Source organism: Pseudonocardia sp. ICBG1142, assembly GCF_020496255.1.
Classification (GTDB): Bacteria; Actinomycetota; Actinomycetes; order Mycobacteriales; family Pseudonocardiaceae; genus Pseudonocardia.
On the sequence record NZ_JAHLJC010000003.1, the window covers coordinates 24,026 to 38,223 of the forward strand.

At 76.6% G+C, this 14,198-nt stretch carries 8 protein-coding genes and 3 pseudogenes; 6 read left to right on the forward strand and 5 right to left on the reverse strand.

Annotated elements, in window-relative coordinates; all coding sequences use genetic code 11:
• Window positions 1–109 precede the first annotated feature (109 nt).
• Entirely contained in the window at window positions 110–3,775 is a 3,666-nt protein-coding gene (locus tag KPL59_RS00335) for a DUF3710 domain-containing protein (protein WP_226359542.1), read from the reverse strand.
• Window positions 3,776–4,290 (reverse strand): annotated as a pseudogene (gene dut, locus KPL59_RS00340) (dUTP diphosphatase).
• Between the two features lie 25 nt (window positions 4,291–4,315).
• Here dut and KPL59_RS00345 point away from each other — a divergent pair.
• Complete coding sequence (locus KPL59_RS00345; RefSeq protein WP_226359543.1) at window positions 4,316–4,819, forward strand: DUF3093 domain-containing protein; 504 nt, start codon at window positions 4,316–4,318, stop codon at window positions 4,817–4,819.
• Window positions 4,820–4,942: 123 nt separating this feature from the next.
• On the opposite strand, the gene KPL59_RS00350 is transcribed toward KPL59_RS00345, so the two are convergent.
• Window positions 4,943–5,245, reverse strand: coding sequence for a DUF4193 domain-containing protein (locus KPL59_RS00350; RefSeq protein ID WP_020626973.1), 303 nt, complete (start codon window positions 5,243–5,245; stop codon window positions 4,943–4,945).
• 314 nt (window positions 5,246–5,559) lie between these two features.
• On the opposite strand from KPL59_RS00350, the gene KPL59_RS00355 reads away from it, so the two are divergent.
• The gene (locus KPL59_RS00355) at window positions 5,560–6,645 is read left to right on the forward strand and encodes a phosphotransferase family protein (RefSeq protein WP_226359544.1); all 1,086 of its coding nucleotides are present in this window, start codon (window positions 5,560–5,562) and stop codon (window positions 6,643–6,645) included.
• Window positions 6,645–7,274, forward strand: a complete 630-nt coding sequence (gene cei, locus KPL59_RS00360; protein WP_226359545.1) for an envelope integrity protein Cei — start codon at window positions 6,645–6,647, stop codon at window positions 7,272–7,274. The genes KPL59_RS00355 and cei overlap by 1 nt, the downstream gene beginning before the upstream one ends.
• 18 nt (window positions 7,275–7,292) lie before the next feature.
• On the opposite strand, the gene KPL59_RS00365 is transcribed toward cei, so the two are convergent.
• Window positions 7,293–8,126 carry an inositol monophosphatase family protein gene (locus KPL59_RS00365; protein WP_226359546.1) on the reverse strand — a complete coding sequence of 278 codons (834 nt, stop codon included), beginning with the start codon at window positions 8,124–8,126 and terminating at the stop codon, window positions 7,293–7,295.
• Between the two features lie 230 nt (window positions 8,127–8,356).
• On the opposite strand from KPL59_RS00365, the pseudogene KPL59_RS00370 reads away from it, so the two are divergent.
• Window positions 8,357–9,817: pseudogene (locus KPL59_RS00370) on the forward strand (RNA polymerase sigma factor); the annotation flags it as partial.
• Window positions 9,818–9,902: 85 nt separating this feature from the next.
• On the opposite strand, the gene KPL59_RS00375 reads toward KPL59_RS00370, so the two are convergent.
• Complete coding sequence (locus KPL59_RS00375; protein ID WP_020625213.1) at window positions 9,903–10,472, reverse strand: CHRD domain-containing protein; 570 nt, start codon at window positions 10,470–10,472, stop codon at window positions 9,903–9,905.
• Window positions 10,473–10,824: 352 nt separating this feature from the next.
• On the opposite strand from KPL59_RS00375, the pseudogene KPL59_RS00380 reads away from it, so the two are divergent.
• Together KPL59_RS00380 and KPL59_RS37360 are read left to right on the forward strand one after the other, a co-directional pair.
• A pseudogene (locus KPL59_RS00380) lies at window positions 10,825–12,150 on the forward strand (ATP-binding cassette domain-containing protein); the annotation flags it as partial.
• Between the two features lie 1,447 nt (window positions 12,151–13,597).
• Window positions 13,598–14,182 carry an ATP-binding cassette domain-containing protein gene (locus KPL59_RS37360; RefSeq protein ID WP_374111584.1) on the forward strand — a complete coding sequence of 195 codons (585 nt, stop codon included), beginning with the start codon at window positions 13,598–13,600 and terminating at the stop codon, window positions 14,180–14,182.
• The last annotated feature ends 16 nt before the right edge of the window (window positions 14,183–14,198 follow it).

Sequence of the window (14,198 nt, forward strand, 5' to 3'; positions counted from 1 at the left end):
CCCGACCTCCCGGTCACCGCCCCGCCGACCGGCTCGCGGGCCGCGCCCGGTGGTCGACGGGCGGGTGCGGGCCGGGCGTACCGGACACCCGTGCCCATCCCGCTGCCGCTCAGTCCCGCCGGTGCCGTCCGAGGTCGCGGGGACCGGTGCCGCCCGCGCGCCGACCGGACGGCCACTGGCCGGTGAGCCCGGACCCGCCCGCGGCCCGCCCGGCGTCGAGCCCACCGGAGGTGTCGTCGGTGTCGTCGGTGCCGTCGGTGCGCTGGCCCGCGGTGCCGGCCGGGTCCGCGGGCGCGGGGTCGTCGGTGCGGGCCGCGGCCCGTCCGGCGGCGGCCCGGCTCGCGCGGTAGTCGGCCAGGCCGGTGACACCGCCGTGCCCGTTGGTGCGGTCGGCACCCGGTCCGTCGGCGTGCGGCCCGCGGTCGGCCGACGCGCTGCGCAGCAGGTCCTGCAGGGCACTGCGCGCCTCGTCGGCCGAGGTGGGACCGCCTCCGTGCCAGGGGCGGTCCGCATCGGCCGCGGCCCGGAACAGATCGTCCCCGCCCGGGCCCGGCGCGGCGCGACCGTCGGTGCCCGGCTCGGCGCGGACCGGTTCCGTCCTGCCCGGTCGCGTCCGGTCGCCGGTCGCCGGGCCCTCCGTCGCCGACCCGTCCGCCGCCCGGTCTCCGTCCCCGCTGCCGTACGGTCCCGGCACCGCCGGGTACGCGGCCGGTTCCGGGTCGTGGTCCGCGCCGCGCGACGTGGAGCCGGTGGGCGCGGGACCGGCGGTGCCGCTCCCCGTGGAGGGCGCGTCGCCGGGTTCGCGGCGGCGTCCACCGCCTGCGGGGGCGTCGAGGGCGACGGCGGCGAGCAGGTCCGCCACCGAGGTGCCCGCACCGGCGCCGTGCCGGCCGGACCGGCGGCTGGCGGCGATCTCGGCGGACAGCCAGCCGTCGTCGTCCGGGGTGGGGTCGGTGGGTGCCGTGTGGCCGGGCGCGTCCGCGGTGGGCCGGGCTCCCCGCCGACGACGGGTGGGTGCCGGTGCGGCGGGCTCGGTCGGGGCCGGGAGCCGGTCGAGCGTGGCCTCCATGAGCGGCACGTCCGACAACGGGATGTCCTCGATGGCCCCGGTCGGCGGCGACGCAGGCTCCGGCGGCCCGGCCGGGGTGTCCCGGGTGCGCGCGGCGAGCAGGTCCGCGGCGTCGACGCGGGCGGCGTCGGCGGCGCGGTCGCGCCGGGAGCGGCGCGCCGACCCACCGGTGCCGGGCCGGGTCGACCCCGCCGTGGCACCGGAGGCGGTCGGGGTGCCGAACGGGTCCCGGCCGTGGGCGGCGCCATCGGCAGCGTCGACAGAGCCGTCGGCAGCGGCGTCGGCAGAGCCGTCGGGAGCGGTGCCGGGATCCAGGGCGGTGCGGCCGTCGAACGCGGTGCCGTCGAGCACGGTGTCCCCGAGCGCAGGGCCGCCGAACTCGGTGTCCCCGAGCGCAGGGCCGCCGAGCGCGGGGCCGTCGAGCACGGTGCCGGGGTCGAGGGCCGAGGCCGGGACGGGGGTGCTGCGGTCCAGGATGTCGCCGGCCGACGCGCCCCGGCCGAAGCCGGTGAGCGGGGTCGCGGACCGGTCGTCCTCGACGCCGGCGAGCAGGTCGGCGGCCGACAGCGCGGTCACTGCCGGGTCGCGGCGGGCCGGGGGTTCCGCCGGTTCGGGCTCCGGGGCCCGGAGCGGGGCGGCCGCGCTCGGCGCCGGGTCCGGCGCGTGCATCGGCGCCGGGGCGTGCAGCGGAGCAGGGGCGTGGATCGACCCGCGCCCGGGCAGCGGGCCCACGCCGGTGTCGGGACCGGACCGGCCCGGCCCGGCCGCGGGGGCGACGCCGCCCGCGGTCGGGATCGCGCCGGTCGGGGTCGCGCTGCCGGGGACGCCCCCGGGCGGTGTGCCCCCGGGCTGTGAGGCGGCGGGGGGTGTGGCAGCGGGTGGTGTGGCGGCGGCCGGGGCGCCGCCGAGCCGGTTCGCGCCGGTCCGGTCGGGCCGGGCCGGGCGCCCGCGTCGGCGACCGGGCCGTGCCTCGGGCCCGGGGGCGATCAGCGGGCCGTCGGTCAGGGCGGTGCGCTCGGCGGGCGACTCGTCGGTGCGCACGTCCGGGGCGAGCGGCGTGCGCGCCGCGGCCGGATCGGCCGGGGCCGCCGCGGCGGGGCGGCGGACCTGCGGCAGCGCGCGGGTGCGCGAGTCGGCGTCGTCGGTGGACGGGCGGGGGCCCACCGGCCCCGCGGGGGGCCGCGCGGCCGGGGCCCCGGACGCCGACGCCGCGGCGGGCGCGGTACGGCGCGGGCGGGCCGGGCGGGCGGGTTCGACCGGCGTCGCCGGTTCCGCGGAGGCGGCGGCCGGCACCGGGCGGGCGCCGGTCGTGGGGCCGGTCGGCGCCGGGGTCGCGCCCGTCTCCCCGGCGGGGGCCGGGACGGACACGGTGATGCTGGGCTTCTGCGGCGCGACCTCGGGCTGCCGCTCGCGCAGGTGCTCGGGCAGCTCCAGGGGGAGGACGGTCCGCGGCGGGTACGGCGACTTCCCGCGGACGACGATGATCCCCCGCAGCACGCGCCGGAGCTCCACGTCGAGGGCCTCGACGGTCTCCAGGGACGCCGTCGCCACGCCGTAGACCATCCAGCGCGGGCCGTCGCAGCCGACGAACACCGATGCGGCGTTCTCGGTGCGGGCGTGGAGCTCGCGGCCCCAGTCGCCGCGGGCGTTGCGGACCCGGGCACCGCCGGTGCGCAGGGACTGCTCGATCTCCGCGGACAGGTCCGCCCACAGCCCGGACGACCGCGGCGCGGCGAGCGCGCTCACCGCGATCCGGCCCTCGGCCAGCAGCAGGTGCACCGCCTGGGGACGCTCGGCGACGGCGGGCTCCAGCTTCAGCTCGGCGCCGTAGGGCACCGGGACCTGCAGGGCACCGAGGTCGACGCGGGCGAGCGCGTCGGTCATCGACGGGTCGAGCTCCTCGACGTCGGCCGGCCCCAGCGGGCGGCCGCCGCTGCCGGGCGGCGGGACCGAGAGCGGGGCGTCACCGACGCCGTACTCGTCCTCGTCGTACTCGTCGTCGTACTGGTCCTGGTCGTCGTACTCGGCGTCGTGGTCACCGTCGTACTCGGCGTCGAGGTCGTCGTCGTGGTCGTCGTCGTGGTCGTCGTCGTGGTCGTCGTCGGCGGGCCGGGACGGGCGCCGGCCCCAGGACGGGTCGTCGGGGTCGCCGCCGTCGAAGCCCTGCGGGGTGCGGTCGCGGGCGTAGGCGAGCTCGTCGTCCTCGACGCGGTGCGACAGCAGCGGGGGCTCCTCGTCGTCCCAGCGGCCGTCGGGTGCGACCCGGTCGTCGTACCCCGCGGGTGCGGGTGCGGGCAGGCGTCCGGAGGCGCCGGGGGCAGGGGCACGGCCGGTGGTGTCCCGGCCGACCGCGCGCACCGCCGTCGTCGCCGCGGCGGGGCCGGCGGGTGCGGGGACGGCGCCGCCGGTCCGCGGGCCGGGTGGCACCGGGCGGGAGCCGGTGGCGGGGGCGGAGCCGTTGCGCCCCGGCGCGGGCGGCCTGCCGCTCGGCGCACCGGGTCCGGAGCCGTTGCGCGGGGCCACGCCGTTCGCCGGCGGCGCCCCGCGGCGGGCGTCCTGCGCGGCGTAGTGGTCGGCGTAGTCGTCGAAGTCGTCGACGTCGGAGTCGCCGTAGCCGGGATAGCCCGGGTAGGCACCCGTCCCGGTGTCCTCGATCCCGTCCTCCGGACGGATGTCGAACATCCGACCGCGTGTGCGTCCGGGCATCTACTGGTCCCCTCCCCCGGCGACGAGCGCGGCGTTCCCGCCGGTCGAGCCGTGACCGGCGGCGCCGCGTACCGACGCGGGCAGCGCGGTGACCTCCACGAACCGGGCCGTCTCGACCCGTTGCACCACCAGCTGCGCGATGCGGTCCCCCGGTGCAGCTCCACCGGCGTGTCCGGGTCGGTGTTGACCAGGCAGACCTTGATCTCGCCGCGGTACCCGGCGTCGATCGTGCCGGGTGCGTTGACGATCGAGAGCCCGCACCGGGCCGCGAGGCCGGAACGGGGGTGCACGAACCCGGCGTAGCCCTCGGGCAGCGCGATCGCCACCCCGGTCCCGACGAGCGCCCGGCGCCCCGGCTGGAGGACCACGTCGGTGGTCGTCACGAGGTCGGCCCCGGCGTCGCCGGGCCGCGCGTACGCGGGCGGGGGGACGTCGGGGTCGAGCCGCGTCAGCAGGACGTCGACGGACGCTGCTGCCGGCGGCTGGTCCGGGGGAGCGGGCACGGAACCGGGCACGGCGGGCGACGCTACCCTGGGCCTCGTGAGCGAACGGGATCCGGAGACCGACTCTGCGACGGCTGGCCCTGCTGCGTTCGACGAGCGGTTGTCCGTCCCGGTGTGGTGGTACCTGCTCGCCGTCGGGCTCGGTGTCCTGATGGGCGCGCAGATCCACATGGGCTATCCCGGCCTGCGGGCGTGGCTGGGCTACCTGACGATGGTGCCGCTGTGCGTCGGTGTCCTGTGGTGGATGGGCCGCAGCCGCACCACCGTCCGCGACGGCGTGCTCGTCTCGAACGGCCGCGAGCTGCCGCTGTCCGCTGCGGGCGTCACCGACACCGTCGCGCGGGCCGACAAGCAGCAGGCGATGGGCCCCGATCTCGACCCGCAGGCCTACGTCCTGCACCGGGCGTGGGTGGGGCCGCTGGTGCGGGTCCAGGTGATCGGCCGCGACGAGCCCTACTGGGTGCTCAGCACGCGCCGTCCCGACGAGCTGCGGGCGGCGATCGCCGCCGAGGCGCCGCACCCCCAGCGACAGCAGCGCTGACAGCGCCGACAGCGCCGAAACGACGGGGCCCCGGCGAGATCGCCGGGGCCCCGTCGTGGTCCTCACGTCGGACGGGCCCAGTCGGGCCTGCCCGATCAGGTCTGCCCGATCAGGTCTGCCCGATCAAGCGGCACAATCGCGGCAGAGGAACTGTCCGCCCGAGGAGCTGGCGAGCCGGCTCCGGTGGTGCACCAGGAAGCAGCTCGCACAGGTGAACTCGTCCGCCTGCTTCGGCAGGACGTTCACCGTCAGTTCCTCGCCCGACAGGTCCGCGCCCGGGAGCTCGTAGCTCTCCGCGGTGTCGGTCTCCTCGACGTCGACGACCGCGGACTGCGCCTCGTTGCGGCGCTGCTTGAGCTCGTCGAGCGAGTCCTCGGCCATCTCGTCGGCCTCATTGCGACGCGGGGCGTCGTAGTCGGTCGCCATCAGGTCTCACCCTTGCCTTACGTCCGAGCTGCTCGATTCCGGCCCACGAGCAGCGGTACTTCGCATCGGTTGGTCGTCGCGTGCCGCTGGAGAACGTCGCGGGGAGCGGGTTTGTGCCCGGCCCCATGAGTGACGCCGGTCTCACCTGGCCCGGTGGACCGGGTGGCTCGTCCGTCGTGAGTCCTGTCGCGGCCGGTCCGTCACCGGCGGCGGGGAGGGTAGCCCAGCGTCCGCGGAGCGTCGCAGCGAGTCCCCCGATGATGCCGGGTGTCGCCCCGACGCCACCGCCGCCGGGCGCACTAGTGTCGCCCGGTGTGACGACGAGCGCCCGCACCCCCACGCCCGGTGCCGACCCCGCCACCGTCGGCGCGTGGCTGTCCACCGCCCTCGGCGACGAACGGTGGCGCGAGGCGCGGCTCACCCCGATCGGCGCCGGGCGGTCCAACCTGACCTACCAGGTCTCCTCCCCCGCCGGTGCGGTCGTGCTGCGTCGCCCGCCGGTCGGCGAGGTCGCCGCGACCGCCCACGACATGGGCCGCGAGCAGCGGGTGATCTCCGCGCTGGGGCCGAGCGCCGTTCCCGTCCCCGCGGTGCTGGCCGCCGACGACGGTGACGTACTCGGCGCCCCCTGCTTCGTGATGGAGCTCGTCGACGGCGTCGTGCCGCTCGACGACCTGCCCGAGGACTGGGCGGCCACGGAGCAGCAGCGCCGCGCCGCGGGCGAGGAGCTGGTGGACGTGCTGGCCGCGCTGCACGCCGTCGACCCGGCCGCGGCGGGCCTGGGCGACTTCGGTCGCCCGGAGGGCTTCATGGAGCGCCAGATCCGGCGCTGGGGCACGCAGTGGGCAGCCGCCCGCGACGGCGACGACCCCGTCCCGGTGGACGCGGAGGTCGAGTCCGAGCTCACCCGGCTCTCCGAGCGGCTGGCCGCCGACGTGCCGGCCGCGCAGCGCCACACCGTGGTGCACGGCGACTACCGACTCGACAACTGCGTCTTCGACGCCGGGGACCCCGGCCGCATCCGCGCAGTCCTGGACTGGGAGATGTCCACCCTCGGCGACCCGCTGGCCGACCTCGGGCTGCTGCTCGTCTACTGGAAGCAGGACGGCGACGCCACCGTCTGGTCCTCCGCCCAGCCGCTGGCGAGCCCGACCGGCCTGCCCGGCTTCCCGACGCGGCGCGAGCTCGTCGAGGGCTACTCCGCGCGCACCGGCCTCGACGCCGGACCGCTGCCCTGGTACGTCGGGTTCGGCGCGTTCAAGCTGGCCGTCGTGCTCGCGGGGATCCTGGCGCGGGCCCGGGCCGGGTCGGTGCCGGCGGAGATGGCCGACGGCCTCGACGGGTCGGTCGGCCCGCTCGTCGCGCTGGGCCACCACGTCCTGGACGGAGGGTCGATCTGATGCCGGCCGGCCGCACCCGCACCGACCGCCCCTACGAGCGGCGCCGGGCCCGTCCGATCCTGGTGACCACCGCGTTGCTGGCCGTGCTGGCCGTCGCCACGTGGGCGGTCGTGCTCGGCACCGCCTCGGACGGCTCGGCGTCGACGAACTGCCCGGCCCCGTCGTCGGGGGCCCTGGCCGGAACCGAGATCGACCGGGCCGAGCTGGCCTCGGTCGCCCCGGCCGCCCCGGACGACGTCCGCTTCCACGTCCTCAACGCCGGCGGTCAGCGCGGGCAGGCGAACCTGGTGTCCGCCGAGCTCAAGGACCTGCAGTTCGGCGAGGCCGGGACCCCGGGCAACGACCCCGCGTTCCCACAGGGCGACCTGGACTGCATCGGGCAGATGCGGTTCGGCCCGGAGGGTGCGGCGTCCGCGTCGACGCTCGCGCTGGCGCTGCCCTGCGTCGAGCTGATCCGCGACGATCGTCAGGGGGCGGTGGTCGACGTCGTGGTCGGGTCGGCGTTCACCGACGTCGCACCGGGCCGTGCGGCCCGCGACGTGCTGGACCAGCTGTCCGCGCCGGGTACCGAGGGCGGTCCGCGGGCCGACCCGGGCCTGCTGGCCCAGGCCCGCGCGGCGACCTGCTGAGCGGAGCGCCCCGGCAGCTCAGACGGTGTCGGCGCCGCTGCGGCGGGCCAGTTCCGCGAGGGCGGCGGCGACTCCGGGCGCGGCGGCGAGCGTGACGTCGGTGCCCAGGGCGTCGCCGTCGTCGTCGAGGCCGTGGACGCCCGGGCTGCCCGAGACGTGCACCACGGCACCGGCCTCGGTCGCGATGAGCGCACCGGCCGCCCAGTCCCACCAGTTGCAGCCGTGCTCGAGGTAGCCGTCGAGCCAGCCGGCCGCGACCGCGCACAGGTCCAGCGACGCCGCGCCGGCCCGGCGGACGTCGCGGACCTCGGGGAGCATCGCCGCGACCATCCTGGCCTGCCGGGCGCGCCGCTCGGCGCGGTAGGCGAACCCGGTGCCGACCAGGGACTGGCCGAGCTCGGTGGTCGCCGCGGCCCGCAGCGGACGCCCGTCGAGGGTCGCGCCGAGACCGCGCCCGGCCGACCAGAGCCGCCCGGAGGCGGGCTCGGACACCGCACCGGCCACGCCCTCCCCGTCGACGACGGCGGCGATCGAGATCCCGTACCAGGGCAGGCCGTAGAGGTAGTTGACGGTGCCGTCGATCGGGTCGACCACCCAGCGCGCGACGGCGGGGTCGCCGGCGCCCTCCTCGCCGTACACCGGCTCACCGGGGCGCAGCTGCGCGAGCCGGTCGCGGACGAACCGCTCCACCGAGGCGTCGGAGGCGGTGACGACGTCGGTCGGCGAGGACTTCGTCGTGACGCCGTCGTCGTGCGGCGCGGGCAGGCCGCGCAGGTGCTCCGCGGCCTCGGCCGCGACCTGCTCGGCGACGGCGCGCAGGGTGGCGGGATCGCTGCTCTCGTGCGGGCTCACCACCCCATCCGACCACGTGCGGAGCCGCCGGGACGCGCGGGGCGGCGTGAGGTGCGTCCCCCCGGCCGGTACGCAGTTACAATGGAACGCGTACCCCGTCTCCGGGACGCGCGGCGACCACCATCGACGCCGGCGACCGAGACGGTGGCAGGACAGGACATCCCGGCCGTCGTGGCCTCGTCTCCCCCGACGAGCGCGCCGCGACCGGGCCGCGTAACGACTCCAGCGCACGTAGCGAGAGGGCCCAGGTGGCAGCCGCAGACTCCGCAGCACGCAGCGACTCGACCGTCGAACCGACGTCGGGTACCGCATCCCGCAGCCGCCGTACTTCCGGCACCACGAGCACCGCGTCGGCGACGACCGGCACGGTGAAGAAGCCGGCCGCACGCACCCGCAAGCCCGCCGCGGCGGGTGGCACGGCGACCAAGGCCGCGCCGAAGACCGGCCCGCGCAAGCCCGCCACGAAGAAGGCCTCCACCAAGAAGGCCGACGGCGACGAGCCGGACGCCGACGGCGAGGAGGTCGTCCTCGACGACGGCGAGATCGACGCCTCGGACGTCGAGGCCGACATCGAGGCGGCGGCGAAGGAGGAGACCGTCGACGAGTCGTCCGACGACGACGATGACGACGACTCCGAGGACGAGACCAACACCGGCAAGAACCGGGTGGCGCCGACCACCCGGGCGTCGCAGCAGAAGTCGGCCGACTTCGTCTGGGACGAGGAGGAGTCCGAGGCCCTGCGCCAGGCGCGCAAGGACGCCGAGCTCACCGCCTCGGCCGACTCGGTCCGCGCGTACCTGAAGCAGATCGGCAAGGTCGCGCTCCTCAACGCCGAGGAGGAGGTCGAGCTCGCGAAGCGCATCGAGGCCGGCCTCTACGGCGCCGAGCGCATCCGCAAGGTCTTCGAGTCGAACGAGAAGCTGTCCCCGCAGATGCGGCGCGACCTGCGCTGGATCGTGCGGGACGGCGAGCGCGCCAAGAACCACCTGCTCGAGGCGAACCTCCGGCTCGTGGTCTCGCTGGCCAAGCGCTACACCGGCCGCGGCATGGCGTTCCTGGACCTGATCCAGGAGGGCAACCTCGGCCTCATCCGTGCGGTCGAGAAGTTCGACTACACCAAGGGCTACAAGTTCTCGACCTACGCGACGTGGTGGATCCGGCAGGCCATCACCCGCGCGATGGCCGACCAGGCCCGCACCATCCGCATCCCGGTGCACATGGTGGAGGTCATCAACAAGCTCGGCCGCATACAGCGTGAGCTGCTCCAGGATCTCGGGCGCGAGCCCACTCCCGAGGAGCTCGCCAAGGAGATGGACATCACCCCGGAGAAGGTGCTGGAGATCCAGCAGTACGCCCGGGAACCCATCTCCCTGGACCAGACCATCGGCGACGAGGGCGACTCGCAGCTCGGTGACTTCATCGAGGACTCCGAGGCGGTCGTCGCGGTCGACGCGGTGAGCTTCACCCTCCTGCAGGACCAGCTGCAGTCGGTGCTGGCGACGCTGTCCGAGCGCGAGGCGGGCGTCGTCCGGCTGCGCTTCGGTCTCACCGACGGCCAGCCGCGCACCCTCGACGAGATCGGCCAGGTCTACGGCGTGACCCGCGAGCGGATCCGCCAGATCGAGTCGAAGACGATGTCGAAGCTGCGGCACCCGTCGCGGTCCCAGGTGCTGCGCGACTACCTGGACTGAGCACCACCTGGACCGGGCACTTCCCGTTCCACGACGAGGGCCCCGCCGGACGCGATCCGGCGGGGCCCTCGTCGTGTGCGGGCGGTCAGCCGGTCTTGGACAGCTGCCCGCGCAGCGCACCGGTCCGGTACTGCTCGGTGTGGATGTCGACGAACCAGGCGGCCGGGTTGGCCTCCAGGTCCGTGACCGCGAACCCGGTGCCGGTGTCGACGCCGCCGACGATCACACCGGTGGTGAACGGTCCCTGCAGGCAGCCCTTGCTGGTCATCGGGCCGCCGGGCGGGCCCTGCGGGTCCGGGAAGGCCATCCGCGGGTTGCCGGACTCGTTCGGCTGCCCCTCCTGCAGGTGCGTGGCGGTCCGCGCGGGGCTGCTGAACGGCGGGGTCACCCCGGTCACCTGGATGTCGTAGCAGACGATGTTCTGCTGGCTGTTCAGGCGGAGGGTGAAGGTGCCGGTCGCGCCCTGCTGGCCGGGTACCGGTGCGCCGTCGTCGGCGCGGACCGCGTCCGGGGTCAGGGTCGCGGTGAGCGTGCTGGTGAACGTGGGCGGCTCCGGGACGGGTGCGTCCTCGGCCAGCGCGGGTGACGCGGTCAGCGCCAGTCCCGCCACCGCGCAGAGCGCGCCCCCGACCCACCTGATCGACCGCAGTCCCATCGGTTCCCCCTCGTGCTCGCGTGTCGCCGGAGGGCAAGCATGCGGACACGACGGGCCCGTCCGCGCCCCCTCGGGGTGTTGTCGACCGCTTCGGGTGGGGCACGGGCCGATCCGGTTTCGACCGGGCGATCCGGGGCACGACCCGGAAAACCGGGCGATTCCGTCGGGGGTCACGGCTACCGTCGATCACCGATCGCGCCGGAGATCCCGGAGCGCGGTCTCGTCGGGGGTGTCGAGGGTGCGCGCGCTGTCATGGCGTCGGCTGGGTGGACCGGTGTCGTTCGTGGCCGTGGGCGCCGCGGTGGTGGCCGCGGTCGCGGAGGCGACGGCGGCGACCGTGGTCGGGGCGGTGGTGAGCGGGCCGACGGCCACCCTGATCGCCGTGCTGGCCGCACTGCTGCTGGGCGCCGCGCTGCTGGACACCCTGGGCCGGGTCCTGTTCTCCGGGGTGGTCGGGCGCGCAGAGGGCAGGTTGCGTGCGGACCTCGTGGGCTCCGCGCTGGCGCAGCCGCTGCCCGCGCTGGAGGACCAGGCGGTCGGTGAGCTCCTCGACCGGGTCGACGACGACTGCCGCCAGCTCGCCCAGCTCATCCGGCGGATCGGCTGGGAGACCGGCCGGTCGCTGCTGCGCTCGGTCGTCGCATGGATCGTCGCCGGGTTGGTGTTCTGGCCGGCGTTCGTCGTGTTCCCGCTGGTCGCCGCCGCAATCTTGCTGGTGGCGCGGCCGTTGACGCCGCAGATCGCGCGGGCCAAGGTCGCCGAGGAGACGGCCTGGTCGGACCACGCGGCGCAGCTGGAGGAGTCGGTCGCCGGACAGGACGACGTGCGCACCTCGCTGGGCCAGCCGCACGTGGTCGCCGGGTTCGCCCGCCGGGCCGCGACGGTCGTCGCGCGCACCCACGAGGTGTCCCGGATCGCGACCCGGCTCGGTCTGCGGACGGGCACCGTCGCGCACGCGCTGCTCGGGGTGCTCGCGCTCGGCGGGGTGTGGCTGGTCGCCGGGGACCCGGGCGGCATCGCCGCGCTGGTCACGTTGTGGCTACTGGTCACCGCGTTCGTCGGCCAGGTCGACGCCATCGTCGACCGGATGCCCGACATCCAGGCCGGTCTGGGCGCGCTCACCCGGGTGTCGTCACTGCTGGAGACCGAGCGGGAGCCCGAGGGCGGCCGTCCCCTGCCGCCGGGGCCGGCGTCGGTGGAGCTGCGCGGGCTGACCGCCGGGTACGACGACGGGTTCCGCCTGGGCGGGATCGACCTGACCGTCCCGGCGGGGACGACGTGTGCGCTGCTCGGCCGTACCGGCTCGGGGAAGTCGACGGTCACCAAGGTGCTCTCGCGCGCCGTGGAGCCGCCGCGCGGGCAGGTGTTCCTGGCCGGGGTCGACGTGCGCGACCTGGACCTGGAGGGCCTGCGCCGCCGGGTCGGTGTGGTCACCCAGCGCACCGAGATCCTGGCCGCGACGCTCGCGGAGAACATCACGCTGTTCGACCCGGCGGTCCCGCGCTCGGCGGTCGAGGCCGCGACGGCCGCGCTGGGGCTCGACGAGTGGGTCGACGCCCTGCCCGACGGCCTGGACACCCGTCTCGGCACCGGCGGGATCGCGCTGTCCTCCGGTGAGGAACAGCTGGTGGCGTTCGCCCGGCTGCTGGTGCGCGACGTCGCCGTCGTCGTGCTGGACGAGGCCACCGCGCGGATGGACCCGCGCACCGAGGAGCGGGTGACCCGCGCGTCGCGGGCGCTGCTCGCGGGCCGCACCGGGATCGTCGTGGCGCACCGGTTGTCGACGATCCGCCGTGCCGACGCCGTCGCGGTGCTGTCCGACGGCCGTCTGGTCCAGCACGGCGCGCGGGAGCAGCTGGCCGCCGAGCCGGGCCGATACGCCGACCTGCTCGCCGCGGACCGGTCCCTGCCCGGGACCGCGGGCGCCACCGCGACGGCCCCGCCGGGCGCGGAGCGGCACGGCGGTGCCGTCGCCGACCCGGGGTCGCCGCTGCTGCACCGGGCCGCCCGTCGTGCGGTGCCGGCCCCGGACCCGGTGCCCGCTCCCCCGCTGTGGCGGGTCGTGCTGCGGCTGGCGCTGGCCCACCCGCGGTGGGGTCTGACCGGCGGGGCGATGTTCACCCTCGCCACCCTGGGCTCGGCCACCGGTGTGCTGACCGGCTGGCTGTGGGGCCTCGTCGTCGCGGGGCTGGAGGGTGGCCGCACACCGTGGGGGCCCGCCGTCGCGCTGACGGTGGTGCTGATGCTGTTCCCGGTGTGGATCGCCGTCGCGTTCCGCACCTACCCGCGCTGGTGGTCCGCGGCGACGCTGCGGCTGCGGCTGGGGGTGCTGCGCGGGCAGACCATGCAGCGGCGCGGCCCGCGCTCCCCCGCGGGCGAGGTCGTGGCGCGCGCGTTGGACTCGGACCGGATGATCCTCTACGTGGACCGCTGGGTCGACGTCACCAACTCGGTGATCGTCGTCGTGGTGGCCGGGCTGGTGGCGGCCGACGTGCGCGCGGCCGCCGTCATCGGCGGGTTCCTGCTGGTCTGCGCGGGGGTCGCGGCGATCGGGGCGCCGTTCGCGGGGCGCTCCGGGCGGATCGCGGCCGACGCCAGGGCCCGGTTCGGCACGGCGCTGGGCTCGGTCCTGGAGTCGGTGCACACGGTGAAGCTCGCCGCCGCGACCGGTGCGCTGCGGGCCCACCTCGCCGACGTCGACGGCGACCGGGTGCGGGCCACGGTCCGGGAGTACCGGGTGCGCACCCTGCTCGACGGTGTCCCCGGGGTGCTACTGCAGGGCGCGGTGGTGCTCACCTGGTCGCTGTACCTGGTCGGGACCTGGCCGCTGGCGACGGCGCTGTTGGTGTCGACCACGCTGAACGGGGCCGGGTTCCTCGGGCAGGTGTGCGCGGCCGCGGTCACCGAGGCCCCGATCGCGCGGCGTTGGCTGCGTGCCGTCGCCCCGTTCGCGGGCCCCGCGGACCTGACGCGGCTGCCGCCGGGCGTCGACCTGGTCACCGGCGCCGGCGCCGGTGGAGCGCGAGCCGCTGCAGCGGCTGAGCCTGGAGAAGGTCGCCGCCGTGCACGACGACGGCACCGTCGGCGTCGAAGGCGTGGACCTCGACATCGAGGCGGGGTCGCTGGTGCTGGTCACCGGCCAGGTCGGATCGGGCAAGTCCAGCCTGCTCGCCGGTCTGGCCGGGCTGGTCGGGCACGAGGGCGTCATCCGGTGGAACGGGCGCGCGGTCTCCGACCCGCAGACCTTCCTGCGCCCCGGGCAGGTCGCCTACGTCGGGCAGGTCCCCCGGGTGCTGTCGGGCACCTTCGGCGACAACATCGCCCTCGGGCACGACCGCCCGGTGCAGGACGCCGTCGGCGACGCCCGCCGCGACCGGGACGTCGCCGCGGCGGGCGGGCCGGACGCCGTCGTCGGGCACCGGGGCATCCGGCTGTCCGGCGGACAGGTGCAGCGGGTGGCGATGGCCAGGGCGCTGGCGACCGGCGCCGAGCTGATCGTCGCCGACGACGTGTCGTCCGCGCTGGACGTCCGCACCGAGATCGAGCTGTGGGCGGCGCTGCGCCGGCGCGGCAGCACCGTGGTCGGCGCGAGCACGAAGCGGGCGGCGCTGGCCCGGGCGGACCGGGTGGTCGTGCTGGACCGCGGGCGGGTCGCCGACGAGGGCCCCTGGGACGAGCTGGCCGCACGCTGGTCGCACCTGGCGGGCTGAGCCGGGTCATCCGGCC